The organism is Streptomyces sp. NPDC006624, assembly GCF_040611555.1.
Classification (GTDB): Bacteria; Actinomycetota; Actinomycetes; order Streptomycetales; family Streptomycetaceae; genus Streptomyces.
The window spans coordinates 1-22,630 of the sequence record NZ_JBEXOM010000026.1; the positions used below are offsets into that span (position 1 = coordinate 1).

Genomic DNA, 22,630 nt, shown 5'->3' on the forward strand with positions numbered 1-22,630 from the left:
GGGTGGGGGGGGGGGGGGGGGGGGGTTGGGGGGGGGGGGGGGGGGGGGGGGGGGGGGTTGGGGGGGGGGGGGGGGGGGGGGGGGGGGGGGGGGGGGGGGGCCGGCCTCGGCCTCGGCTTCGCCTTCGGCCGGGTCGTTCCCACCCGCACCACCCGTGCTGCTCTCGTCGTCGGGTGCGGGTGGCCCCTGTGGGGCCGGAGCGTCGTCGGCGGCTGCGGGCTCGGGGGTGGGTTCGGAGGCCGGTTCGGGGGTCGGTTCGGGGGTCGTGTCCTTCTTGACCTCCGGCTCCGGCTCCGGCTCGCCGGCCTTCGGCTCCGGTTCCGCTTCGGCTGTCGGCTCCGCGGCGGGCTCGGGCTGCGGCTCGGGCTCGGCTTCCGCCGCCTTCACCTTGGGCTCGTCGGCCTCGTCGGCCTCGTCGGCCTCTTCCGTTGCCTCCGGCTCTGCAGCCTCCGCCTGCTCCTCGGCCGCCTCCGGCGACGCCTTCTCGTCGGCGGTCGGCTCCTCGGCCGCCGCAGGCTCCTCCTTCACCGGCTCCTCGACGGCCGTCGGCTCCTCCGCCACGGCAGGCTCAGGCTCCTCGGCAACAGCTGGCTCAGGCTCCTCGGCAACCACCGGCTTCGGCTCCTCCGCAACCACCGGCTTCGGCTCCGCAGCCACCGGCTCCGGCTCCTCCGCAACCACCGGTGCCTCAGCAGCCACCGGCTCCGTCGTTTCCGGCTCCGTCGTCTCCGTCGACCGCGCAGGGCGGGGAACCGTCACGTTGTCGAACGCCGCCGACACGAGGTCGTGCTCGTCGCGCTGTTCCGGGACGCCGGCCACCGGGGCGGGGTTCGGCTCCGGGGAGGGGGAGGGGACCTTCGGGTCCGCCGCGGGGGCCGTCGACGTCCGCTGGGCAGGGGCGTCCGCGCTGCTGGACGCCGATCCGCCCGCAGCCGTCATCCCACCGACCGCCGTCTCCCTGCCGGAAACCGTCCCGGTGGTCGTGCCGGCCGACGTCGCCCCGTCCGACGTCCTCGCGTCCGCCGACGAGTCCGCCGACGTCCTCGCGTTCGCCGATGACTCCGCCGACGCGTCCGCCGGCGTCTTCGCGTCCGCCGATGACTCCGCCGACGTCTCCGCCGTCGTCGGGGCCTCGGGCGTCGTCGTCCGCGCCGCACCCTCCGCCTCGGCGGTTCGTGACTTGCGGGACCGTCCGAACGCGTTCCGCAACCGAGTGAGAATGCCCATGTGCGCGCAACCCTTCGCGTGAGTTGAAGCCCGTCAATCCCTGGCCAGGACGGACACGTAAGGTTAGCGGCCCTCCTGGGTGATCTTCGGCAGGGTCGGGTATGCGAGATCCGGTCTGTCAAGGGGGACATCCGGCCTGCGCAGGTGTCCGCGTGCTGAACCGGCGCAACCTCCGTACGGCAGCCCGGGGTTCACTCGTTGTTCATCAGGGCGCCCGGCTCCCGCACGTATGTGCCCCTACGGTCACGCTGACACCCCGGGCTTCCAAGGAGAGAGCAAAGTGCGCAAGCTGCTGCCGTTGATCGGAACGCCGTCCGGTTCGCACCCTGGTGGCCGGTCCGCCATGACCTGTCGATTCCGGTGTGGGGACGCCTGCTTCCACGAGGTGCCCAACACCAGCTCCAACGAGTACGTCGGCGACGTGATCGCCGGTGCGCTCAGCCGCCGGTCGATGATGCGGGCCGCGGCCGTCGTGACCGTGGCCGCCGCGGGTGCGGGCGCCGTGGGTGTGGCGCAGGCCCCGCAGGCCGGTGCCGTGCCGGCCGGTGCGGTTCCGGCCGACGCCGCCCGTGAGGCCGGGCGCGGCAAGGCGAAGGGTGCCCGCGGGCTGCGCTTCACCCCCGTCGCCCCCAACACCGCCGACGCCGTGACCGTGCCGGAGGGGTACCGGCAGAACGTCGTCATCCGGTGGGGCGAGCCGATCCTGCGGGGTGCCCCCGCCTTCGACCCGGAGCGGCAGAGCGCCAAGGCGCAGGCCGGGCAGTTCGGGTACAACTGCGACTTCCTGGCCCTGCTTCCGCTGCCCGGTGAGCGGGGCCGGCAGCTGCTCGTCGCGAACCACGAGTACACCGACGAGATACTGATGTTCCGCGGGTACGACGCCGCCGCCCCGACCCGCGAGCAGGTCGAGATCGCCTGGGCCGCGCACGGGCTGTCCGCCGTCGTGGTGGAGGAGGACCGGAGGACCGGCAGCCTCGCCGCCGTGCCGCGGCACCGGCTGAACCGGCGGGTCACCGCCACCACCGGGTTCCGGCTCACCGGGCCCGTCGCCGGCTCCGCCCTCGTGAAGACCTCCGCCGACCCGACCGGCACCAAGGTGCTCGGCACCCTCAACAACTGCTCGGGCGGCGTCACCCCGTGGGGCACGACCCTGCACGGCGAGGAGAACTTCAACCAGTACTTCGCCAACGGCAGCCGCGCGACGGACAAGCGGTACGGCATCGGGACCGGGGCGACCGAGCGCAAGTGGGAGCGGTTCGACCGGCGTTTCGACGTCGCGCAGGAGCCGAACGAGGTGCACCGGTTCGGGTACGTCGTCGAGTTCGACCCGTACGACCCCGACTCCACGCCCCGCAAGCACACCGCGCTCGGGCGCTTCAAGCACGAGGCGGCGACCGTGCGGCTGACGCACGACGGGCGGCCCGTCGTGTACTCCGGTGACGACGAGCGGTTCGACTACTTCTACAAGTTCGTCGGCAGCAAGCGGATGCGGCACGGCACCTCGCGGTCCGTGCGCGAGCACAACCTCTCGCTGCTCGACGAGGGCACGCTGTACGTCGCCAAGCTGACCGGTGACTCCCCGGCCATCGAGATCGACGGCACGGGCAAGCTGCCCGGCGACGGGGAGTTCGACGGCAGCGGTCAGTGGATCCCGCTGGCCACCGCCACCGCGAAGGGTGCCGTCTCGCACGTCGAGGGGATGAGCGCCGAGGAGGTGTTCGTCTTCACGCGGCTCGCCGGTGACAAGGTCGGCGCGACGAAGATGGACCGCCCCGAGGACATCGAGCCCAACCCGGTCACCGGCAAGGTGTACGTGGCCCTGACCAACAACTCCAACCGCGGCGTCGGCTCCCACCCCAAGGCGGACGAGGCCAACCCGCGCCACGCCAACAAGCACGGGCACGTCCTGGAGCTCACCGAGCGCTGGAACCGGCCGGAGAGCACGAGGTTCGCCTGGTCGCTGTTCCTGGTCGCCGGTGACCCGGAGGACCCCGCGACGTACTTCGCCGGGTTCCCGAAGGACGGCGTCAGCCCCATCTCGTGCCCGGACAACGTCGCCTTCGACCCTTACGGCAACCTGTGGATCTCCACCGACGGCGCCCAGCTCGGCTCGCACGACGGCCTGTTCGGTGTGGCGACCCGGGGCGAGCGGCGCGGTGAGCTGAAGCAGTTCCTGACCGTGCCGACGGGCGCCGAGACCTGCGGCCCGATCATCCAGGACCGGCGTGTGCTCGTCGCGGTGCAGCACCCGGGTGAGGTCGACGGGGCGTCCGTGGAGCAGCCGGCCAGCACCTGGCCCGACGGGCCGGGCAGCTACGTCCGGCCGGCGGTCGTGGCCGTGTGGCGTGCCGACGGGCGGGACATCGGCGTCTGAGCCGTACCGGGGGAAACGCCGGCGTGACCCGCGGGCGGGTCAGGGCAGGGCCGGGCTCGGCGGCCGGTGGCGGCCGCCGGGGGCCGGCCGCTGCCGGTCCAGCCACTCCCGGTACGCCGGTGCCTGGCGGGCCGCTTCCCGGTACGCCTCCTCCAGCGCCGGGTAGACGCCGTCCAGTTCGGTCTCCGTGCGCGCCGCGACGAGCAGCCGGACGCCGAGCGGGTCACCCTTCAGACGGCGGACCGCCATGTCGGGGCGGGGGGTGCGGGTCGGCTGGCAGACGGTGACCACCTCGCCGGTCGCGACCAGGGCGTCGGCGGTGTGGTAGTCGCCGTGCAGCACCTGGGGGCTGACGCCGGCGGCGTGGAACATCCGCTGCACGGCGTCCCATTCGCCGTCGACCGTGGGGTCGATCATCCAGCGGTCGCCGGCCAGGTCGCGCACGTCCACCTCGGGTTCCCCGGCCGCCGGATGGTCGGCGGGCAGGGACACGAACTGCGGCTCGCGTGCGACCAGGACCCGCAGCCGGAGGTCCGCGGGGATGCGGAGCGGGCAGCCCTCGACCTCGTGCACGAAGGCGACGTCGAGCTGGCCGTCGACGACCATGCCGAGCAGGGCGTTGGCGGAGACGTTCATGTGGAGGGTGGGCTCCCGGCCGTCGGCGCGCAGCCGGCGCAGCCAGCCCGCCAGGGCCTTGCTCGCCGTGGAGCCGATGCGCAGTCCGGTGCCGCCGGCCGCCGCCCGGGCCTCGACCACCAGCACGTGCATGTCGGCCAGCAGCGGACGGGCGCGGTGCAGGACCAGGCGGCCCAGCGGGGTGGGGCGGCAGCCGGTGCGGGTGCGCAGGAACAGCGGGCCGCCGAGCTCCTGCTCGATGCGGCGCAGCTGCGTGCTCAACGAGGGCTGGGCGACGCCCAGTTGCCGGGCGGCGCGGTGCAGACTGCCGGTGTCGGCTATGGCGCACAGCGCGCGGAGGTGCCTCACCTCGAGCTCCATGCTCCGTGAGGCTAAGGCGGGAGCGCGGCTTTAACCAGCCACACAAAACGCCGCCGAAGGTCATGAATCAGGCCGACGATAGCCTTGTCCTATCCCCGGTTGCCATCATCACAGGCGCCGCACGGGCATCGAGACTCACCGGTGACGACTCACCCCCCACCAAGGAGTCCTCGATGCGAAAGCCCCTGTCCACCCTGGCGGTTCTCGGTCTCGGTCTGACGACGGCCGGTCTCGGTACGGCGGTTCCCGCCGCGGCGTCCCCGGCCGCGGTCCCGCACGCCGGGTTCACCGCCCCCTCCTCCCAGCAGGCCGACTCCGGCGCGAGCGAGGCCTTCTTCCGGGCCGTCCTGAAGTCCGTCGCCGAGAAGCGCGCCGCGAACCCGAAGTCCACCGCCGCCGTCACCGTCGTCTACGACGCCTCCCGCGCCCCCTCGTTCAGCACCCAGATAGCGCGCAGCACCCAGATATGGAACAGCTCGGTGTCGAACGTGAAGCTCCAGTCGGGCTCCGGCTCCTCGGCCGACTTCAGCTACCGGGAGGGCAACGACTCCCGCGGCTCGTACGCCTCGACCGACGGGCGCGGCAACGGCTACATCTTCCTCGACTACGCGCAGAACCAGCAGTACGACTCCACGCGGGTCACCGCCCACGAGACAGGTCACGTCCTCGGCCTGCCCGACCACTACACGGGTCCGTGCAGCGAGCTGATGTCCGGCGGCGGGCCCGGCCCGTCCTGCACCAACGCCACCCCGGACGCCAACGAGCGGGCCCGCGTCGAGCGGCTGTGGGCGGGCGGCTTCGCGGCGGCGATGGACAAGGCCCTGGAGAAGTCCGGGCGCCGGTAGGCCGATCCTGCTGATTCGCCCACCCTCCCTCCGGTCCCCCATGGATCCCCCACACTGGTGCGGCCGCCCCTCGCAGGGCGGCCGCACCGGTGTGCGGCGGGTCCGCCCGGCTCACCGGCCCTCGTGCAGCGTCAGGTCCGTGACCACCGCCCGGTGGTCGGTGTCGGCCAGGTCCAGGACGCGGGTGCGGTGCGCGGCGAAGTCCTTCGACACCAGGACGTGGTCGATCTGCGCGCCGAACACCCGGGCGGTCAGGGCCGGCCAGGTCGCCGTACGGTCGGCGCCGTCCACGCGGGAGGCGTCGTGCAGGCCCGTGTCGAGGATGCGGCGGAAGGCGGCGTGGTCCTGGGAGGCGTTGAAGTCCCCGGCCAGGACGAGGGGCGTGCCGCGGTCGGCGCGGGCCGCGTCGCGCACGGCGCCCAGCTCGCGTTTCCAGAGGTCCACCTGGCCGGGCAGCGGGGGCATGGGGTGGGCGAGTTGCAGGCGCACCGGGTGCCCGCCGACGTCGGCGACCGCCCCGGGCATGCCCATCGTGCCGGCGACGCCCGCCGTGGGGCGCAGCGGGAAGCGGCTGAGGAGGACTGAGCCCTCGGATCCGCCGCCCTCGACGGCCCGGCGGTGCGGAAGCGCGCCGGCGAGGTCCCGCCGCAGCCGCGCGTCGCACGCGGGGTCGCACTCCTGCACGAAGACCACGTCCGGTTCCTCACGGCGGACGGCGGCGACCAGAGGGCCGGTCGCCCGGCCGAACTCCACGTTGGAGGTCAGGACGCGCAGGTCGGCCACCGGGCGGCCCGGGGGGTCGCCGGTCTTGCCGTACGGCTCGATGTACCAGGCCAGCAGGCCGAGCAGGACGACGCCCCACACGGCCCCCGGCCACCAGCGGGACCGGAGCGTGAGGAGCAGGGCCAGGGCCGTGGGCGCGAGCAGCCAGGGCAGGAACGCCAGGATCTGCGGAACCGGGGTGACGCCGTCGCTGTCGGCGATCCGGAAGCCGGCGACCGCGCTGACCGCGGCGTACAGCAGGGCGGCGCACCGGGCGGCGGCGCGCCGTCCCGGGCGGGGAGCGGGAGCGTCGTCGGCGACGGTCCGTTCGGCAGCGGCGGTGTCCACGTCCCGGCCTTTCCGTTCACGGGTGGGATGCCTGGATCCTCCCTCAAGGACGAGGCGGTGTGACAGGAGGTTGCCGTCCGTCGACCCGGGTCAGGAACGTGGCCAGGGCCCGGTCGAAGTCCCCGGGGCGCTCCAGGTTCGGCAGGTGGGCCGCGCCCTCGACGACGTGGAGCGTGGAGTCGGGCAGGGCCTCGTGCATCGCCCGGGCGTCGGAGACGGGCGTGTAGGTGTCGTCGGCGCCCACGACGACCAGCGCCGGGACGCGGACCTGCGCCAGCAGGGCCCGGTAGTCCGGGCGCCGGGCGCGGGCGCGCAGGGCCGCCGCGGCGCCCTGCGGGGAGGTCGCCGTCATCATGCGGTGGACGTGGGCCTTCACCTCGGCGGAGGCGTACGGGGCGACCATCCGTTCCAGGACCTCGTCGGCGTAGCCGCGCAGGCCCTCCGCGAGGAGGCGGTCGGCCATGGCGTCGCGGGCGCGCACGCCCTCCGGGGTCTCGGCCGCCGGGAAGGTGTCGGCGAGGACCAGGCCCCGGACGCGCCCGGGGAACAGCCGGTAGCAGTCCAGGGCGATCTGGCCGCCCATGGACAGGCCGGCCAGGACGAAGGAGTCCACCTTCAGCTCGTCCAGCAGGGCCTCGACGTCCCGGGCGAAGCCGGAGAAGTCCGTGACGGCCGGGGTCGTCGGGGAGGAGCCGTAGCCGCGCAGGTCGGGGGCGACGACGCGGCGGGTCGCCGCGAACGTCGCCAGTTGCGGGGCCCACATGGTGCGGTCGAAGGGGTGGCCGTGCACGAGGACGAGAGGGAGCCGAGAGGTATCGGCGCCTTTGTCCTCGTATGCGAGGAAGGGTGCCATGGGTCGACCCTAGGCCGCCCAACTACGTGGAGCAATAAGATCTTTGCTCTCGGTGCAATCCCCGGGGGACGCGGACACGGCAGACCAAGGAGAGGCCGCATCGATGGGTGACTACCGGCGTATCGCCGACCGGATCGCCGACGACATCGCCACCGGACGCCTCAAGCCCGGCCAGCGCCTGCCGCCGCAACGGGCGTTCGCGCGGCGGCGGGGCATCGCCCCGTCCACGGCGGGCCGGGTCTACAGCGAGCTGGTACGGCGCGGGCTGGTCGTCGGCGAGGTCGGGCGCGGCACCTTCGTACGGGCCGCTCCGGCGGGGCAGCCGGGCCGGGCGCTCGCCGAGGCGGGCCCGGCCGACGCGCCCGTCAACCTGGAGCTCAACTACCCCAGCGCGCCCGGGCAGCCGGAGCTCCTCGCCCCCGTGCTCGGGCCCCTGCTGCGCCCGGACGTGCTGGCCGAGGCGCTGCGGCCGGCGGCCGCCGCCGGCACCCCCGAGGCCCGGGAGGCCGCGGCCGGCCTCCTGTCCACGCCGGGCTGGCGGCCCGGCCCGGACCGGCTGCTGTTCACCGGCAACGCCCGGCAGGCCATCGCCGCCGTCCTGGCCTCCCTGGTCCGGCCCGGCGGCCGGGTCGGGGTGGAGCAGCTGACGTATCCGCTGGTCAAGGAGATCGCGGCCCGGCTGGGCATCACGCTGGTGCCGCTCGCCGGGGACGCGGCGGGGCTGCTGCCCGAGGCCGTCGCCGCCGCGCACCGGACGGCGCCCCTGTCCGCCCTCTACTTACAGCCGACGCTGCACAACCCGACGTCCCTGACGACGAGCGGGCCGCGCCTGCTGCACCTGGCGCACCTGGTGCGCGAGACGGACCTGCCGGTGGTGGAGGACCGCGTCTGGTCGTTCCTGCACCCGCCCGGCGACCCGCTCGCCGCGCACGCCCCGGCCCAGACGCATGTCGTGGACGGGCTGTCCAAGCGGGTCGCACCGGGGCTGACCGTGGGCTTCCTCGTCGTGCCGCCGCACCGGACGGCGGCGGTGGCCGCTGCCGTGCGCTCGGGCGGGTGGAACGCCGGGCGGTTCGCGCTGGAGGCGGCCGTGCGGTGGGCCGCTGAGGGCACCGTGGCACGGCTGGTGGCGGACAAGCGGGCCGACGCGGCCCGCCGGCAGCGGATCCTGGGCGAGGAGCTCGCCGGCTTCGCCGTACGGTCCGATCCGCGCGCCTACTTCGCCTGGTGGGAGCTGCCCGCCCCGTGGCGCGCGGACACCTTCACGGCGGCCGCGGCGGCGCACGGCATCGCCGTCACGCCCGGCCCCGCCTTCGCCGTGGCGCCCGGGCACACGCCGGACGCGGTCAGGCTGGGACTCGCGTCGGCTCCGGAGCCGGATCTGCGACGGGCCCTGCGGACCCTCGCGCACGTCGCCGAGCGGCGAGCCGGGGACCGCAGCGGCCGGTGAGCCACGCGCCGAGCGCCACCGCCAGACCGAGCGCGAGCAGCAGCCAGGACACCGTGCGCAGGGTCGCCGTCAGGGCGTCGTAGACCGCCCCGGCGGCCGGGCGGTGGAGGGGGTCGGGCAGGCCGGCGAGGGTGAGGTGGCGTCCGGCGGCCACGGCCAGGACGAGCAGCCCGCCGCCCAGGGCCGTGCCGAGGCCGAGGGCGGTGACCGCACGGCGGCGGCAGGCCGCGACGGCGATCCCGGCGGCGGCGAGGACGGCCGCGGCGAGCGGCAGCCAGAAGGCGGCGGTGTCCAGCACGAGGTACCCCTTGCGCAGTCGGTCCACGTCCTCGGCCGGGAGCACCTGGACGCGGGTGTGCGTGACCGGGATGCGGTGGGCGAACGGCACGTGGTCGTGGGCGAGTCGGCGTTTGACGCGGTCGATGACGGGAGCGAGGTCGACGGTGGCCGGTACCGCGCGGGGGCCGTCTTCGCGCAGGGCGCGCAGCACGGCGGCGTGGGCGGCCCCGTTCGCCGCGTCCCAGGCCGTGCGGAACGCCTCGGTCCGGGTGAAGGAGCGGGCCGCGTCCTGGACGAAGTCCCCGGTGGCACCGTGCAGCGCGCCCGTCCCGAGCTCCGGTCCGGCCTCGCGCAGGACCCCGTCCCCGAGGGCGTCCGCGACCGCGTCGCGCACATCCGGGTCGGAGGCGAGCGGTGCCATCGTGCGGACGTAGCGCCCGGTGTCGGCCGGACCGTGCACCGCCCAGGACGCCAGCACCCCGAGCGGCAGGAGCAGGCACGCGAGAACCAGCAGAACGGCCGACAGGGCGTTCCGCGCTCGTGAGGGCGCCTTCCGGAAGACCGGCGCCGGTTCGCGCTCGGGCACCCTTCCAGCCAAGGCCCCCCGGCACCGGCGCGCGAGCGCGACGAGGGCCTGAGACCCGCCCCGCCGCCGCAGGCGTGCGACCCCTCACCTGCGGGAACGCCCCGGAGCCGGACGCCGCGCCCTTCGCCGGAGGACTCGGCCGAACGGGTGTGGGGGGAGGCGTGCCGTGGCGGAGGCGTGCGGTGGCGGGGTGGGCTCAGGGCCGTGGGTGGGGCGGGCTGTGGGTGGGGCGGGCGCAGCAGGGGGGCGGCCGGGGCGGTTTCGGCGGTAGGGCGTGTGGCGGTGGATCGGGCGTGGCGGGTCAAGGGGGCGCGGTGCGGCGGGTGGGCTCCGGGTCGTGTGTGGAGCCGTGGGTGGGGCGGCCGCAGCAGGGGGGCGGCCGGGGCGGTTCGGCGGTGGGGTAGGCGGCGGTGCCCGGGGCGGGGTTCCGTGGGGGGCTCGGTGGGGCGGGCGTGATGGCCGGGCCGTTTCGCGGCATGGAGTCGGTGTGGCCGTAGGGCAGTAGGGGGCGCGGCCGGGGCGGTTCGGTGGTGGGGTGCGCGGCGGTGGATCGCGCGGCGCGGGCCAGGAGGGCGCGGCGCGGCGGGGGAGGGCTCCGGTGCGCGCGTGGAGCCGTGGGTGGGGCGGGCCGCAGCAGAGGGCGCGGCCGGGGCGGTTCGGCGGTGGGGTGTGCGGCGGGGATCGGGCGTGGCGGGCCAAGGGGCGCGGTGCGGCGGGTGGGCTCCGGGTCGTGCGTGGAGCCGTGGCGGGGCGGGTGACAGCAGGGAACCGCCCCGGCCGGGGCGGTTCGGTGGTGCGCGGCTTGGCCGCGTTGGGCGCGGCAGTTGGGCGCTCGTCGGGCGCTCGTCGGGCGCCCGACTGCCCGGGCGGTGGGGCGCAGTAGGGCGGGCGGCCTGCCGGGCACCCGCAGGTGCCGTGCGGGTCCCGGACCGGGTCCGCCCCGGCGCTCCGCGCGTCAGCCCGCGGGGCGGCCCTTCGCGTCCTCGTGGGTGTAGTAGCGGTAGAACGTCATCAGCAGCACGCCCGCCCCCACCACCAGCCCCAGGCCGGCGGAGCTGTACACGGACGCGCCGGTCTGGCTGAAGAGGAACCCGATCGCGCAGCCCGTGAAGGCGAACCAGGCCGCCGCGTGCAGTTCGCGGCCCAGGCGGGGGCCCAGTTGCCAGACGGCGGCGAACAGCACGGCGAACACCAGGGCCGTCACGAGGCCGAACAGCACGTTCCAGCCGGTGATGGGACCGCCGTAGCGCTGGTTGGCCGCGGCCCAGTAGCCGTAGATCAGCCCGAGGCCGACGGGTAGGGCGACCTTCATGACCGCGTGGGTGCGCGCGCTGAAGACGTCGGGCCGCCGGCGCTGCGTGATCATCTTGCGTGAGGCGGGTGCCGCGTGAGCCATGAGAGCTCTCCTCTCTGTCCCTGCCCCTGGTCTCCAGGGCACACCGGGGGACGGCCGCGGGCAAGTCGGCGGCGGCGCGGACCGAACCGGATGCGGCCCGTGCGGGCCCGTGCTTCGCTGGGGCCGTGAGACGCCACCGCGCTGGTCCCGGGCCGCCCGGCCGGTACGACGGGTACGGCGGCCGGGACGTCGTGCGGCGGCAGGAGTCGCTGCGGCTGGCGGGCCGCAGTGTGTCCTGGGTGCCGCCGCTGCTGCTGCTCGTCACCATCGCGGTGGCCGACTACCACACCACCGGGGAGTTCCGGATGCTCTCCTGGGTGGTGCTGGTGCCCGGTATCGCCGCGGCGCTGTGCGGGGTGGGGGTCACGGCCGCGTTCGCGGGCCTGTCGCTCGTCAGCTACTTCATCCTGGACAGTTCCTGGCCGCACGAGTACCAGTCCGGGCTCGCCGACTTCGTGCTGGTCGCCATCGGCGGCGTCCTCGCCACCCTGGCCTGCGCGGTCCGGGTGCGCGACGAGCGCCGCATGCTCCACATGAGCGACGTCACCGACACCGTCCGCCGCACCGTGCTGCGCCCCCTGCCGCCGGGCTGGGGCGGCCTCGACCACGCCGGCGTCTACCTCCCCGCCGACGCCCTCGCCCGCGTCGGCGGCGACTTCTACGACATCCAGCCCGGCCCGCACGGCACCCGCGTCCTGGTCGGGGACGTGCAGGGCAAGGGCCTGGGCGCGGTGGCGGCGGCGGCCGCGCTGCTGGGCACCTTCCGGGAGGCCGGGTACCACGAGCCCGGTCTCGCGACGGTGGCCGAGCGGCTGGAGACGCGGATGCTGCGGCACCGCCGGCACACGGTCGCCCTGGGCAGCCCGGACGACGACCGGTTCGCCACGGCCGTCCTGCTCGGTTTCCCCGACGACGAGCTCGAGGCGGTGGACGTCCTGGTGTTCGGGCACGAGCCGCCGCTCGCGGTCGGGCCGGGCGGGGTCCGCACCCTGCCGGTCGACGGCGGGCTGCCGCTCGGCCTCCGCGCCCTCGCGCCCGCCCCGCCCGGCGTCCGGCGGCTGCGGGTCGCCGCCGACGAGACGCTGCTGATGGTGAGCGACGGGGTGACCGAGGCGCGGGACGGCCGCGGGGCGTTCTACCGGCTCGCCGAGGAGGTGGCCCGGGCCGTCGCCGCCGACCCGGGCACGGCCGAACCGGCCCGCCTCGCCGCGTTCGTACGGGACGGCACCCTGCGGCACTCCGGCGGGCATCTCGGCGACGACACCACGGTGTTCGCCGTCCGGCGCCGGGCCGCCCCCGGCCCGGCGGGCGAAGCACCCGAAGGCGGACGTTTGCGGTCCTGAGGCCTCCCTTTGCAGCCGCAGCGGTTACGGTGCTGCCGTACGTGATCGCCACAGGGGGAGGGACGATGCCCGGGACCGTGCTGCTGCTGGCGGCCTCGCCGGTGGGCAGGGGGCGCCTCGTGGACGCCGCCTCCGTGCTCCCCGTCCTGGCGGCCGTACCGCCCGCCGTGCTGGCCGGCACGGACACCGCGAACGTCGTCGAACTCGCCGACCCGCTGGAGCCGCAGGCCGTCCTCACCCGGCTGCGCGCCGCCGCGGCCGCCCCCGGCCCGCTCACCGTGTACGTCACCGGGCAGCTCCAACTGGACCGCAGGCAACGGCTGCCGCACCTGGCGCTGGCCCGCACCACCCCCTCCACCGCCCGCTACACGGCGTTCCCCTGGCACTGGTTCCGGGAGGAGCTGCGGCTCAGACCGGCCGGGGCCACCACCCTCCTGCTCGACCTGCACGCCGACGCCGAGACCTGGGAACTGCTGCGCGGCACCCCGCTGGACGCCGGGCGCGGCAACGCCGTCCACGGCCGCATCGCGCCTCCGCCGTCCCGCCGCACCATCGCGGTACCCGCGTACATGAAGGCCGTCGCGACCATCCTGCGCAGCGGGTTCCGGCCGCCCGCCGACCAGTTGCACCAGCAGGCGCTGGCCCGGATCGCGCCCGAGAGCGCGGGCAGGGACCTCGTGCTGAGCACGCCGGCGCCGTCGGCCGGGGACCCGCACGCCGCCCTCGCCGCCGCCGTCCAGTCCGGCCGGCACGCCGACGCCGAGGCGCTCGCCGCCCGGCACGAGCAGGCCGCCGTCGCCGCGCACGGGCCCGCCTCCGAGGAGGCCCTGCACTGGGCCGAGGTACGGGCCGACCTGGCGATGTTCGCCGGGGACGCGGCGCGCAGCTGCCACACCTGGCTGACGGTGGCCACCGCCCGCCTGGGCGCCGGGCAGGCACCGGACTCCCCCGCCGTCGAGGCCGCGGTGGACCGCGCCCACCACCAGTGGAGCCAGGTCCGCGACCCCTCCCGGGCCCGCGAACTGGGCGCCGCGCTGGCCGCGTTGCGGGGGCATGTGCCGGGGCGGCGCGAAGGGGCGCTCGACCATGTGCAGCGCCAGCTGCGGCAGTTGCAGACGCAGGGCTGAGCACGCGTGCGCCGTGTGGGCACGGCGTGAAGGGGGCGTGTATTCGCCGGTGCCGGTCACGTCACGGGTCTGCCGCCGGGACCTGACCGGGTGTCATGATGTCATTCACGACAGAGGGGGACCAAGTGGCTGTCTTAGGCGTGCGCGTGCGGCTGGGCGCCGGCGCGACGGTGGACGATGTCAGAGCGCTCAAGACGTGGCTGGAGCGGGAACAGCCGCTCGCCGAACTGCGCGCGCAGAACGAGCTCAGCATCGAGGCGCGGACCAGCACGGACGGCACCAAGGGGCGGCTGGGGCCCGACCTGGAGCTGGTGCTGAAGGTGCTCGGTGACGTCGTCACCGTCGTGGCACTGACCGAGTACACCGCACGCGCGGTGAAGACCTGGTCGAACAACCGCCGCAGGCTGGAGCGCGGCGATCCCGATCCACAGATCGGCCCGCTGGACTCCGACGAGGAGTAGGCCGGTGAGCCGCTTCGACCCGCGCGGCCGTGTGAACCGCGCGCTGGTGGTCGGTGTGTCCGAGTACGACCACACGGCGCCGGATCCCCAGGGTGTGACGGGCCAGCTGCCCGCCGTGCGGCACAACCGGACCGGGCTCGAGGACGCGCTGCACCGGGGTGCCGTGTTCGGGGCGGGCGAGGTGCGGGTCCTGGCCTCGCCGACCCCGGACGACTTCACCGGGGCGCTGCGCCGCGCCTGCCGTGAGGCCAGGGGACTGCTGCTGCTGTACTTCGCGGGGCACGCCGTCACCTCGACCTCCGGCAACGAGCTGCACCTGCAGATGCGCACCGCGCGGGTCCTCACCGGCCACGGCCTGCCCGGCTCGGTGAGCTTCAGCCAGGTGCTGGGCGAACTCGCCGAGAGCCGCGCCGAGCAGGTGGTGGTGATGCTCGACTGCTGCTACGCGGGCAACGCCGCCGGGATCTGGCACCGCTTCGACGACCCGAAGCGCAAGAAGCACAAGATCCTGCTGCTGATGAGCGTGCAGCCCAACCGCTGCATCCTCGGCGGTGACGCCGACGCCCCGACGCCGTTCACCCGCGAGGTCGCCCACGTCCTCGGCGCGGGCGGCGAGGTGTGGCTGTCCGGGCTGTACGGCGCGGTGAAGAAGCGGATGGCCGAGGCGAAGTACAAGGCGGAGGACAACGACCCGCAACGGCCGCAGGCGCTGGCCCCGCCCTGGGACTCGGACGACGTCCTGCTGGCGGCGGGGCCGGTGGACCCGCCCGTGCCGGTGGACGGCCCGGGTCCGTCCCGCTGGTCCGCCCGGCTCCGGCGTGCGCTCGGCGCCGCCCGCAAGGCCCTCGGACGGCTCGGCCGTACCGGCCCGGCGGCCGTGCTGGTGCTTCTCGCCACCGGCGCCGCCGGCTACGGGCTGATGGTCCTGATCGACGACCCCGCCCCCTGCCGGCCGCCCCTGGAACTGCGGGTCCTCACCGACCCCGACCTGGAGCCGGCGATGCGGGCGGCCGCGGACGCCTACCTCGGCTCGGACGCCAACACCACCGGCGACGGCTGCCGGCACGGCGGCGTCACCGTCTACAGCGCCGGCGCCTCCGGCGTGGTGACGGCGCTGGGCAAGCGGACCGACGCCTGGCAGCAGCCGCGCGAGGACGACAACCCGCAGCGGGACGTCGGCCCGCAGCCGGACGTGTGGATCCCCGGCAGCCGCGCCGACGTCCGGCGGGTCACCGCGGCCGAGGAGGACCGGGCCTTCGCCCGGCTGGAGCCGGACACCGGGCCGTTCGCGTACTCGCCGGTCGTGCTGGCCGTCCCGGAGGGCCTGGACGGCGTCGTCGAACGCACCGGGCGGACCCTGTCGCAGCTGGTCACCGGCCTGGTGAAGGCACCCGGTGAGGCGGAGGTGCGCCGTCCCGACCCGGAGTCCGCCGACGCGGCGCTGCTCGCGACGGTGGGCCTGTACGGCGACGGCGCCGACGCGGCCGCCGCGGAGCGGCTCATCGCGCGCCCCGGCCGGCCCGAGCCCTCCGCCGTCGGGCTGCTGTGCTCCCTGCCCGACACCGACGCCGTGGACGACCGCAGCGCCGCCCTGGTGCCGGAGTTCCTGCTGCGCAGCGGCGTCGGCTGCCACCCGGCCACGCGCGCCCCGCGCACCGCGGTCTACCCCGAGGACGTCCCCGGTCTGGAGCCGACGTTCGTGCGGGTGCGCTGGGAGGACGGCGACCGGGACGCCGGCGCCCGGGACGAGGAGGTGGAGCGCTTCCGCTCGTGGCTGACCGGCGACGAGGGCCGCGGTGTGCTCGGCGAGCAGGGCTTCAGGTCCGCGGGCGGCGAGCGGCGCCTGCTCGACGCGGAGGCGGCCCCCCGGGGGCTGCTCGACGACGTCCCGCCGGCGGACGCCGCCGACCCGTCGGAGATGGAAACGGCGCTGGAGCGCTACGGCAACGCGCACGGGCCCGGCCGGGTCCTGTTCCTCCTCGACAGCTCCGGCTCGATGGCCGGGCTGTGGGACGGGCCCAGCGGCGGCCCCGGCATCCTCAAGCAGACCCTGCCCGGGCTCGGCGGGGAGGACGAGTACGGGGTGTGGGCGGTGCACGGTCTCGGCGGCCGCACCCACACCGGCCTGCTGGACTTCGGCACGCACGCCCGCCGCGAGGCCGAACGCGCCCTGGACGCCGCCCGGGTGCGGGACGCGGAGGCCGATCCGTCCGCCGCCCTGCTGGACGCCCTGGACTTCATGCGGGAGCGCGCCGCCGACGACGAGCGGCCGCAGCTGATCGTGTACCTCACCGACGGCGAGGACGACAACCGCCTCGCCGGCGCCGCCCGCGACGAGGTGGTCGAGCGGGCCAGGACCTCGGGCGTGCCCGTGGCGATGGTGACGCTGAACAGCGGCGCCTGCGACCGGGACCGCCCCGGCACTCTCGTCGCGGAGGCGGGGCGCGGCCGCTGCCTGGACGCCGGGGACGACCTCGTGCCCGCCCTGCGCGACGAGGTCGCCCGCACCGGAACGGGGGAGGACCGATGACCCGACGCCCGGCGGCCGCCGCGCTGGCGCTGCTGGCGCTGCTGACGTCCACGGCCTGCACCGGCGGTGAGGTGCGGCAGCAGCCGGCCGGCGCCGACGCCTCCTCGCGGATCGTGGTGGCCAGCGGCCAGGACGTCACCGGCAAGAACGGCATCCGGCAGCAGCTCATCGACGCCTGGAACGCCAAGGAGGGCGAACACGGCTACCGCGCCCGCCTGGTGGAGCTGCCCGGCTCCGCCGACCAGCAGCGCAGCCAGCTGCTCGGCGCCCTCCAGTCCGGCAGCGCCCGGTACGACGTGGTGAACCTGGACGTGACGTGGATCCCGGAGTTCGCCGCGTCGGGCCTGATCAGCCCCCTGGGCGACGCGGCGGTCGAGGACCCCGGGGACATCGTCCCGTCCGTGGACAGCACCTCGAAGTGGCGGGGCAAGCGGTACGCGGTCCCCTTCAACAGCGACACCGGCCTGCTGTACTACCGCAAGGACCACCTGGTGAAGGCGGGCGCCTCCCGGACCGACCTCGGCACGGACGTCACCTGGGACGGGCTGCGGGAGCTGCTCGGCGCCCTCGACCGGGCCGGGATCCCCGACCGCGAGGCGCTCTGGACCACCCAGCTCGCCGCCTACGAGGGCCGGACCGTCAACGCCGTCGAGGCCTTCGCCTCGGCCGTGCCGGGCTTCCGGCTGACCGACGGCGACGGCGCGTACGTCGCGACCCGGGAGGAGCTGACGGCGGGCGTGAGCGAACTGCGCGAGCGCACCGCGTCGCCGTACCTGCTGGAGGGGGCCGCCGAGTCCCGCGAGGCCGAGTCGCTCAGCGCCTTCGCGGAGGGCCGCACCACCTTCCTGCGGCACTGGCCGTACGTCTACCCGACCCTGCACGAGACCTTCGGGGACGACCTGGGGGTGGCCCGGCTGCCCGGCAAGGCGGTGCTGGGCGGGCAGAACCTGGCCGTCACCTCGTCCACGTCCGGGCAGCGGGCCGCGAAGGCGGCCGAGCTGATCGCGTTCCTGACCGGCCGGGACAGCGAACGCTGCCTGCTGCGCGCCGGTTTCGCCGCCACCCGCGTCTCCGCCTACCAGGAGGAAGGCACCGCCCCCAGGTGCGAGAACGCACCCGCGTACGCAGAGGGCCCTTCGGCGTCGCCCGGCGGTGAGAGCACCGCCCGCATGGCCCCCGACCGCCTGGCCGACGGCACCAGCTACTCCCGCGGCATCCTGCTGCCGGCCCTGCGCGCGGCCGTGCACCGTCCCCGCACCCCGCTGTACGGCGCGGTGACCCACACCCTCACCAGCGAACTCGACGCCCTGTACGGACCGCCCCGGGGAGCGGGCGGGAGCAGGCCGGGCGACGGGGAAGTGGCGCGGCGCCTCGACGAGGCGCTGCGCAGACTGCTGCCCGACTGAGCGGAGCGAGCCGGGGCGCGGTCAGCGCGTCCCGGCGACGGTGTGCGGGGGCTGCTGCGCGCTCTCCGCCCGCGCCGGTCCCGCGTTCGCCGCCAGCAGCAGGGTCGCCACGGCGACGAGGGCGGCGGTGAGACCTCGGGCGTACCGCTCGGCGGTGCGTGTGCGTTCCAGCACGGCGACCTCGCAACAGGGGCGGTGACGGTGACGGCGGCGTGTTAAGCGACCACGGCACATCTGCTTAACACTCCGTTTAACCTAGGGGCTGATCCTGCCGAACGGCAAGAGGGCCAGGGGGAGTTGGCGTGGGGGAGCGTGATGATCCGGGGACCATCGGCCGCCGGGTGCAGCGGCTGCGGGCCGAACGCGGGCTGACCCAGCGGCAGCTGGCCGAACCCGTGTACACCCCGGCGTACATCTCCACCCTGGAGTCGGGCCGGGTGCGGCCCTCCGACGACGCCCTGCGGCATCTCGCGGAGCGGCTCGGCGTCGCCTTCGAGGAGCTGGCGACCGGGCACTCGGCGCGCCTGGTCACCGAGGTGCGGCTGCGGCTGACCGAGGCGCAGCGGACCCTCGCGGTCGGTGAGAGCGAGGCGGCCGCGGAGCAGTACGCCGGGCTGCTCGCCGAGGCCGAGGCGCACGGGCTGGCCGCGGAGCAGTCCGCGGCGCTGCTGGGGCTCGGCGAGTGCGCCCTGGAGACGGGCGAGCTGGTCACCGGCCGGCGGTACTTCGAGCGGGCCGAGGCCTGCCTCGGCGAGGCGCCCCTGACCGCCCGCGTCCCCGCGCTGCGCGGCCGCGCCGTCGCGCACTACCTCGCCGGTGAACTGCGCTACGCCGTCTACCTGCTGGAGTCCACCCTCGACGAACTGAACCGCGGCGGCCTGCACGACCCCGACGCCCTCCTGCTGCTCTACGCCAGCGCCATCGGCCCGTACATGGACATGGGCGCCCACGCCCGCGCCGCGCAGGCCGCCGAACTCGCCCTGGCGCTCGCCCCGCAGTCCGGCGACCCGGCCCTGGTCGCCCGGATGCACCGGTCCGTCGCCCGCACCCTGGTCGCCGAGGGCCGCCTCGCCGAGGCCGACGCCTCGCTGGCCAAGGCCGCCGAGCTGTACCGGGGCCTGCAGATCCGCACCGAACTGGCCAACTGCCACTGGATGCGCGGCTACGTCTACGCCCAGGACGGCCGTCTCGAGCAGGCCGAGGCCGAGCTGCGCCAGGCCCTGGGCATGCTGTCGGCCAAGCGCGCCGCCCTCTACACCAGCCAGGTCACCGTGGAACTGGCCGACGTGCTGCACCGGCGCGGCAGGTCCGGCGAGGCGGCGGCCCTGCTGCGCGACGTGCTCGGGCACCTGTCCTCCGAGCGCGGCGCCGTCCACTCCGCCGCCGCGCACCGGCTGCTCGGCATCATCGCCGAGGACGCCCGCCGCACCGAGGAGGCCGAGGAGCACTACGTCCGCGCCCTGAGCCTGCTGGAGCGGGCGGGCGCGGCCGGCGACCTGGCCGACCTGTGCCGCCTGCTGGGCGACCTGCTGCGGCGGACCGGACGGGTGGAGGCCGCCCTGGACGCCTACCGCACGGGCCTCGGGCACCGTACGGCCCCCGGGACGACGACCCTGGGACCGGCGCCCGCACAGCCGCCCCTGTGAGGAAGCACGGCCCTCGCACAGCCGCACGGGTTAGCCTCCTGCCGGGATGTGAACGACCGGGGCGGGGCGCGTGGAGAACCAACGGACGGTGGCCGACGGCATACGGGTGGGCCTGCGGGCCCTCGTGTACGCCGTCCTGGGCGGCGCCGCGCTGATCGTCGTCGCGACGGTGGTGTCGGTGCTGGGACCGGCTGTCGCGCTCGACCTGTACACCCCGCCGGTCGCCGCCTGGTGGACGGTGTTCACCGCGATCGCCGTGCAGGGCGTGCCGTTCCTGCTGCTGGGCACGGTGGTGTCCGCGGCGATCGGGGCGTTCGTGCCGGAGCGGGTGTTCCGGCGGCTGCTGCCCCGGCGCACGGCGCTCGCCGTGCCGGTCGCGGGGGCGGCCGGCGTGGTGCTGCCGGGCTGCGAGTGCGCGTCCGTGCCGGTGGCCGGGAGCCTGATCCGGCGGGGCGTGGTCCCGGCCGCCGCGCTGGCGTTCCTGCTGTCGGCGCCCGCGATCAACCCCGTGGTGCTGGTGGCGACCTCGATCGCGTTCCCCGGGCAGCCGGAGATGGTCCTCGGCCGGCTGGCCGCCTCCCTCGGCACGGCCGTGGTGATGGGCTGGCTGTGGGCGCGGTTCGGGCGGGAGGAGTGGCTGCGGCTCCCCCGGCCCGCCGCGTCCGGCGCCCCGCGTGGTCCGCGTGCCTTCGTCGCCGGGCTGCAGCATGACTTCCTGCACGCCGGCGGGTTCCTGGTGGTCGGGGCCGCGGCCGCCGCCACGTTCGCCGTCGTCGTGCCGCGGTCCCTGCTGGAGGTGTTCACCGGGTCGGTCTGGCTGTCGGTGCTGCTGCTGGCGCTGCTGGCGGTCGTGCTGTGCGTGTGCAGCGAGGCCGACGCGTTCGTGGCGGCGTCGCTGAGCGGCTTCCCGCCGACCGCGCGGCTGGCCTTCATGGTGGTCGGGCCGATGGTCGACCTGAAGCTGATCGCCCTGCAGGCGGGCACCTTCGGGCGGTCCTTCGCGTGGCGGTTCTCGGCGGCGACCTGGGTGGTCGCGGTGGGCAGCAGCGTGCTGGTCGGGTGGTGGCTGCTGTGAGGCGCTACGGACCGGCGGTGCTGCTCGCCCTGGTGGGGGCGGCGGTGCTGAGGGTGTCGCTGTTCAGCGAGCTGTACCTGCGGTACGTGCAGCAGGGCCTGCGGCCGTACCTGGTGGTGTCGGGCGCCGGGCTGCTGGCCCTGGCGGCGGCCGCGGGGGTGCTGGCCCGCGGGGCGGACGGCCGTCGGCCGCAGGACCGGTCCGACCCGTCCGACCGGTCCGACCCGTCCGACCGGTCCGACCCGTCCGACCTGTCCGACCCGTCCGACCGGTCCGACCCGTCCGACCGGTCCGAGCCGCCCGGCGACGGTGGGCCCGGTGGGCCCGGTGGGCCCGGTGAGCCCGGTGAGCCCGGTGCACCCGACGGGCACGGCGGGCACGGCGGGCACGGTCACGGCCCCGGCGGACCCCGTGTCGCCTGGCTGCTCGCGCTTCCCGCCCTGGCTCTGCTGCTCTTCCCGCCGCCCGCGCTCGGCTCCTACAGTGCCGAGCGCGAGGCGGCCCGGCGGGCGGCGCAGGGCGTCGGCAGCTTCCCGGCCCTGCCTGCCGGGGACCCCGTCGACCTCACCCTCGGGGAGTTCGGCTCCCGGGCCGTCTACGACAGCAGCCGCTCCCTGCGGGGCCGTACCGTCCGGCTCACCGGCTTCGTCACCCGGGACGGCGACGGCGCCTGGTACGTCACCCGCCTCCTGGTCTCCTGCTGCGCCGCCGACGCCACGACCGCCAAGGCCGAGGTGCGCGGCGCCGACGCCCCGGCCGTCGACACGTGGGTGACGGTCACCGGCACCTGGCGCCCCACGGGCGAGCCGGGCTCGGACGCCGCCTGGCCGCCGGTCCTCGACGCGTCCTCCGTGCGGCGCGTGGCGCAGCCGGACAGCCCGTACGAGACGCGCTGACACCGGCCCCGGCGACGGCCCCGGCGACGGTCCCGGCGGCGACGCCCGTGCGGGGGTTTTGCCGCACCGGCACCGGGTAGTCGGGCCACGTTCCGGGTGAGCCCGTGGCGCGATGCGAGCGCCGGGCGTTGTTCCCACGTGTGCTGCCGGCAGGTGTCCGGCGTGATGCCGGGCGGGTGGTGGCCCGGTCCGGGGTTCCGTCGACGCTGCGGGCCGCTGTGTTCGAAGGAGGCGGTTGCCGTGCGGCCCAGGGACGATCCCGGCGGGGCTTTCGGTGACGACCCCGGCCCCGGCCGCGCCGGGGGCGGTGAGCCGGAGCGGTCCCGCGCCCGGGCCGCCGATGTGATCGCCGAGGGCGTGCGCGGCGCCGAGCCCGACGAGGTGCCGGGACGCCTGTGCGAGGTGGCGGTCGCACTGCTGCCGGTGACCGGCGCGAGCGTGTCCCTGCGCAGCGAGGGCATGCCCGTGCAGCTCAGCGCGAGCAGCGCGGAGGCCGCGCGGCTGGCGCACCTCCAGGCGACGCTGGGCGACGGCCCCTGCCAGCAGGCGCTGGAGGCCGGGGCGCCCGTGCTCGCCAGCGACCTGACGGCGGGCCGGGACGCGGTGCGCTGGCCCGTCTTCGCTCAGCAGGCGACGGCGGCCGGGATCCGGGCGGTGTACGCGGTGCCGCTCGGCAACGACTCGGTGTGCGTCGGCACGCTCGACCTGTACCGCGACACCCCGGGCGGGCTCACCGAGGGCCAGCTGGACGTGGCCCGGCTGGTGGCCCGGGTCATGACGATGGCCCTGATGGCCCTGCCCCGCGGCGACGAACCGGGGACGCGGGACGGGGAGCCCTGGCTGAGCGGGCTCGCGGCGGACCACGACGAGATCTTCCAGGCCGTCGGCATGATCATGGCGCAGCTCGGCATCGGTTCCGAGGACGCGCTCGCACGGCTGCGGGGCGACGCCTTCGCGCGCGGCCGCACCGCCATGGACGTGGCACGCGACGTGATCGCGCACCGCAGACGCTTCGACCAGGACTGACCCG

19 protein-coding genes are annotated in these 22,630 nt (G+C 75.8%); 13 read left to right on the forward strand and 6 right to left on the reverse strand.

Annotated features, from left to right (window positions below; translation table 11 throughout):
- The first annotated feature begins 760 nt into the window (after nt 1–760).
- Nucleotides 761–1,249 carry a hypothetical protein gene (locus tag ABZY20_RS32745; RefSeq protein ID WP_356446415.1) on the forward strand — a complete coding sequence of 163 codons (489 nt, stop codon included), beginning with the start codon at nt 761–763 and terminating at the stop codon, nt 1,247–1,249.
- Nucleotides 1,250–1,507: 258 nt separating this feature from the next.
- On the forward strand, nt 1,508–3,601 hold the full coding sequence (locus ABZY20_RS32750) for a PhoX family protein (protein WP_356446416.1): 2,094 nt from the start codon (nt 1,508–1,510) through the stop codon (nt 3,599–3,601).
- Nucleotides 3,602–3,640: 39 nt separating this feature from the next.
- On the opposite strand, the gene ABZY20_RS32755 is transcribed toward ABZY20_RS32750, so the two are convergent.
- The gene (locus ABZY20_RS32755; protein ID WP_356446418.1) at nt 3,641–4,597 is read right to left on the reverse strand and encodes a LysR family transcriptional regulator; all 957 of its coding nucleotides are present in this window, start codon (nt 4,595–4,597) and stop codon (nt 3,641–3,643) included.
- A gap of 173 nt (nt 4,598–4,770) precedes the next feature.
- Here ABZY20_RS32755 and snpA point away from each other — a divergent pair, with 173 nt between their 5' ends.
- Entirely contained in the window at nt 4,771–5,442 is a 672-nt protein-coding gene (gene snpA / locus ABZY20_RS32760; protein ID WP_356446419.1) for a snapalysin, read from the forward strand.
- Nucleotides 5,443–5,553: 111 nt separating this feature from the next.
- On the opposite strand, the gene ABZY20_RS32765 is transcribed toward snpA, so the two are convergent.
- Together ABZY20_RS32765 and ABZY20_RS32770 are read right to left on the reverse strand one after the other, a co-directional pair.
- Nucleotides 5,554–6,552 carry an endonuclease/exonuclease/phosphatase family protein gene (locus ABZY20_RS32765; RefSeq protein ID WP_356446421.1) on the reverse strand — a complete coding sequence of 333 codons (999 nt, stop codon included), beginning with the start codon at nt 6,550–6,552 and terminating at the stop codon, nt 5,554–5,556.
- A 43-nt stretch (nt 6,553–6,595) separates the two neighbouring features.
- Nucleotides 6,596–7,405 (reverse strand): alpha/beta hydrolase, encoded by an 810-nt coding sequence (locus ABZY20_RS32770; protein ID WP_356446423.1) that lies wholly within the window; start codon nt 7,403–7,405, stop codon nt 6,596–6,598.
- 103 nt (nt 7,406–7,508) lie between these two features.
- Here ABZY20_RS32770 and ABZY20_RS32775 point away from each other — a divergent pair, with 103 nt between their 5' ends.
- Nucleotides 7,509–8,855, forward strand: coding sequence for a PLP-dependent aminotransferase family protein (locus tag ABZY20_RS32775; RefSeq protein ID WP_356446425.1), 1,347 nt, complete (start codon nt 7,509–7,511; stop codon nt 8,853–8,855).
- Here ABZY20_RS32775 and ABZY20_RS32780 read toward each other — a convergent pair.
- The gene (locus tag ABZY20_RS32780; RefSeq protein ID WP_356446427.1) at nt 8,752–9,720 is read right to left on the reverse strand and encodes a hypothetical protein; all 969 of its coding nucleotides are present in this window, start codon (nt 9,718–9,720) and stop codon (nt 8,752–8,754) included. The two genes, ABZY20_RS32775 and ABZY20_RS32780, sit on opposite strands and share 104 nt — an antisense overlap.
- 955 nt (nt 9,721–10,675) lie before the next feature.
- Nucleotides 10,676–11,116: a hypothetical protein gene (locus ABZY20_RS32785; RefSeq protein WP_356446429.1), complete on the reverse strand. Its 441-nt coding sequence runs from the start codon at nt 11,114–11,116 to the stop codon at nt 10,676–10,678.
- A gap of 191 nt (nt 11,117–11,307) precedes the next feature.
- Between ABZY20_RS32785 and ABZY20_RS32790 the strand changes: the two genes are divergently transcribed.
- The 5 genes from ABZY20_RS32790 (at nt 11,308) to ABZY20_RS32810 (ending at nt 17,983) form a co-directional block, all read left to right on the forward strand.
- Nucleotides 11,308–12,459: a PP2C family protein-serine/threonine phosphatase gene (locus ABZY20_RS32790; protein ID WP_356446548.1), complete on the forward strand. Its 1,152-nt coding sequence runs from the start codon at nt 11,308–11,310 to the stop codon at nt 12,457–12,459.
- A gap of 65 nt (nt 12,460–12,524) precedes the next feature.
- Nucleotides 12,525–13,586 (forward strand): hypothetical protein, encoded by a 1,062-nt coding sequence (locus ABZY20_RS32795; protein WP_356446430.1) that lies wholly within the window; start codon nt 12,525–12,527, stop codon nt 13,584–13,586.
- Between the two features lie 125 nt (nt 13,587–13,711).
- Nucleotides 13,712–14,047 (forward strand): hypothetical protein, encoded by a 336-nt coding sequence (locus ABZY20_RS32800; protein ID WP_356446432.1) that lies wholly within the window; start codon nt 13,712–13,714, stop codon nt 14,045–14,047.
- A gap of 4 nt (nt 14,048–14,051) precedes the next feature.
- On the forward strand, nt 14,052–16,577 hold the full coding sequence (locus tag ABZY20_RS32805) for a VWA domain-containing protein (protein WP_356446434.1): 2,526 nt from the start codon (nt 14,052–14,054) through the stop codon (nt 16,575–16,577).
- Nucleotides 16,574–17,983, forward strand: a complete 1,410-nt coding sequence (locus ABZY20_RS32810; protein ID WP_356446436.1) for an extracellular solute-binding protein — start codon at nt 16,574–16,576, stop codon at nt 17,981–17,983. Before ABZY20_RS32805 ends, ABZY20_RS32810 begins: the two co-directional genes overlap by 4 nt.
- A gap of 21 nt (nt 17,984–18,004) precedes the next feature.
- Here ABZY20_RS32810 and ABZY20_RS32815 read toward each other — a convergent pair whose 3' ends face one another.
- The gene (locus ABZY20_RS32815; protein ID WP_356446438.1) at nt 18,005–18,157 is read right to left on the reverse strand and encodes a hypothetical protein; all 153 of its coding nucleotides are present in this window, start codon (nt 18,155–18,157) and stop codon (nt 18,005–18,007) included.
- 128 nt (nt 18,158–18,285) lie between these two features.
- Between ABZY20_RS32815 and ABZY20_RS32820 the strand changes: the two genes are divergently transcribed.
- The 4 genes from ABZY20_RS32820 to ABZY20_RS32835 all read left to right on the forward strand — a co-directional run bounded on the left by ABZY20_RS32820 (nt 18,286) and on the right by ABZY20_RS32835 (nt 22,626).
- Entirely contained in the window at nt 18,286–19,629 is a 1,344-nt protein-coding gene (locus ABZY20_RS32820) for a tetratricopeptide repeat protein (RefSeq protein ID WP_356446439.1), read from the forward strand.
- 70 nt (nt 19,630–19,699) lie between these two features.
- Nucleotides 19,700–20,704 carry a permease gene (locus ABZY20_RS32825; RefSeq protein WP_356446441.1) on the forward strand — a complete coding sequence of 335 codons (1,005 nt, stop codon included), beginning with the start codon at nt 19,700–19,702 and terminating at the stop codon, nt 20,702–20,704.
- Nucleotides 20,701–21,600, forward strand: coding sequence for a TIGR03943 family protein (locus tag ABZY20_RS32830; protein ID WP_356446443.1), 900 nt, complete (start codon nt 20,701–20,703; stop codon nt 21,598–21,600). The genes ABZY20_RS32825 and ABZY20_RS32830 overlap by 4 nt, the downstream gene beginning before the upstream one ends.
- A 240-nt stretch (nt 21,601–21,840) precedes the next feature.
- Nucleotides 21,841–22,626, forward strand: a complete 786-nt coding sequence (locus ABZY20_RS32835; protein ID WP_356446445.1) for a GAF and ANTAR domain-containing protein — start codon at nt 21,841–21,843, stop codon at nt 22,624–22,626.
- The last annotated feature ends 4 nt before the right edge of the window (nt 22,627–22,630 follow it).